Origin of the sequence: Legionella sp. (assembly GCF_965140895.1) — a bacterium.
Lineage (GTDB): Bacteria > Pseudomonadota > Gammaproteobacteria > Legionellales > Legionellaceae > Legionella.
In genome coordinates this window covers 1-2,285 of sequence record NZ_CBCSKT010000086.1, presented here as the reverse complement: position 1 = coordinate 2,285, position 2,285 = coordinate 1, and the positions used below count along the sequence as shown (strand labels likewise).

Sequence of the window (2,285 nt, the reverse complement as noted above, 5' to 3'; positions counted from 1 at the left end):
TCAATCCCTCCGTGGACGCATTAATGATAATTTTCAGATCATAAACCCAGTACCTTCAAGTTGAATGGGTATATAAAATGAGGGGATTCATGAGGATTCAATAAGATTGTTGAATAGGATTTAGAAATTCCCAGTTTCGATTATTTAGATTGTTTAAATATTGACAGATTATTAATTAAATCAGACAAAACCTCTCCATTTGTTTATAACTGGTTAGGTTATGTCTGATATTACCCAGATGTTCCAAAATGGAACTTGTGCTAGTTCACCCTCTTAATTTTGAAATTGATTTTTCCAGCTAGATGTTTCAATCCAACCTTTGTTTGCTAGTACATCAATTGCCAGATTAATTTGTGAGGTTGAAAATTGTTTTTTTCGCTCATTCCAAGCGTAAGTATATTTAATAACATCATCCTGAGATGTTATTGAATTATGGGTGATAACCCAATGTACTGTTGCAAGCAATTCTAAGCCAAAAGGTGTTTCAAAACCGTCTACTAAATCAGCAACTTTATTATAGCGCCCATGAGTATCGCGATGTGAAGATAAAAAAGTGCTGGCTTTTTCATATGCCCCTGGCAGTAAAGATAGAGGTTTGTTTGGTGCATCACCGCCATCAGCATAGCCTGTAATAAAATAGCCTTCAATTTTGTTTAAAACATGCCTTAAATTTTCTGCATATGGGCCATAATGATGCTGTTTGTAATTTAATCTAAGTGATTCGCCTGCCTCCTGTAGAAAATACATCAATTTGTGTATTTCAATCAGTGTTACAAATGGGTCTAATAATCCATTAATATATCGGTGTATTAATTCTATTAGGGCAGCGCGGCCAGCTGTCATCTTGGGTTCTTCGGGTGAGGGCGGTTTTAAAGCAGCGGACTGTTCACTCGGTTCAAAAACAATAATATTTATATCTGGAAGTTTTTCAAAAGTATTTATAATAAGCTGGCGTACTTCGTTCCAATTTAACCCACCTAATCCGCAGCCTAGTGGAGGTATGGCAATTGACTGAATTTTTTCTTTTTGAATTGTTTCTGCCAACGACTGTAAGCCAGATTGAATATCCGAAATACGGCTTTTATCACGCCAATGGCGTTTAGTAGGAAAGTTAATAATATATTTTGGATAGCAGTCTTTGTTATTTTCAAAAACAAACATCTTTCCTGGGATAACTTTATTATGCTTTGCCGCTTCAGCATAAACTTTAAAGTTGGCCGGATATTTCTTTTTGAATTGTAAAGCAATGCCTCGTCCCATTATTCCAACACAGTTAACTGTATTTACAATGGCTTCGATATTTTCTTCAAATATATTTCCAGTTTTAAATGTAATCATGTTATAAGCCGTCTGTATTTGTATCAATATGTATTTAGTGCTTTAGTAGTACCATTTGGGTTCTAGGCCAAGCTTGGGTTGGTGCTCACTACTTTGTAATATACTGCTCACCTTATTAAAAACCCTTTCGGTTTGAACCCCAATATAGTTTACTAAATGCCATGGAAACGCTTGTTCTATAAGAAACTCTGCTTGCTTCTTTTCCCTACAACTAGTCCAGTCTAAAGTTTTAACCGCGTCCCAATCAATCTCTTTTAGCCGTTCTATGTTAGAACTGTCATTAAAATAACGTGAGCCAGCATTAGACGTAGTAAAGACCCATTTTTTATTATTTTGTGCGGCCCATTCAATAGTTTTATATAAATCAGCTTGTAAATGGATGATAAATTCTTGTCCATTTTGATAGCTAAGCTCGGAATGATTTCCTTTCCATATAAGATAAAGCATAACAGAGCGTGAGCAAAAATAAAAAGGAACACAATCACCAACAAATAGATGGGGATAACTTTTGAGCGTTAGTTCAGTCAACCGACGATGTTTAATTTTACTCATTCCAATTGAAGTTCCTGAGCATTCGCGCTTAATAATTTCTCTATCGCACCATAAATGTTTATCTTCAATTATCGAAGGCAACCGATCAAAATGAACGATGTGATAAATTTTAGGGGTTGTTGGTACGTTCAATTTAGTAATTCCTTTATAGGCAACTCTTTTAATGGCAAAGGTACTATATTATTTACTAATAAATTATTTAAGTACTCAGACCACTTATTTAACGCTTCTTTGCGCTGAACAAGCATTTCATTCCTATTATAAGTAGCCATAATTTTAGGCATTTTATGACCTAAACATTTCTCGATTACCACAGGGTCTATACCCATTCAACTTGAAGGTACTGGGTTTATGATCTGAAAATTATCATTAATGCGTCCACGGAGGGATTGAGC

2 protein-coding genes and 1 pseudogene are annotated in these 2,285 nt (G+C 35.1%); all 3 read right to left on the bottom strand.

What is annotated here, in order from left to right; all coding sequences use genetic code 11:
- Positions 1 to 273 precede the first annotated feature (273 nt).
- Positions 274 to 1,338, bottom strand: coding sequence for a type II toxin-antitoxin system antitoxin DNA ADP-ribosyl glycohydrolase DarG (gene darG / locus ACQY7T_RS09875; RefSeq protein WP_428413065.1), 1,065 nt, complete (start codon positions 1,336 to 1,338; stop codon positions 274 to 276).
- 42 nt (positions 1,339 to 1,380) lie between these two features.
- A complete protein-coding gene (gene darT, locus ACQY7T_RS09870; RefSeq protein ID WP_428413063.1) occupies positions 1,381 to 2,022 on the bottom strand; it encodes a type II toxin-antitoxin system toxin DNA ADP-ribosyl transferase DarT in 642 nt (213 codons plus the stop codon).
- Positions 2,019 to 2,213, bottom strand: a pseudogene (locus ACQY7T_RS09865) (hypothetical protein); the annotation flags it as partial. The pseudogene ACQY7T_RS09865 and the gene darT, both read right to left, overlap by 4 nt.
- Between the last annotated feature and the right edge of the window lie 72 nt (positions 2,214 to 2,285).

What these genes read in the sequence shown, in the direction of transcription:
- darG (WP_428413065.1), bottom strand. Translation starts at nt 1,338, where the DNA reads ATGATTACATTTAAAACTGGAAATATATTTGAAGAAAATATCGAAGCC.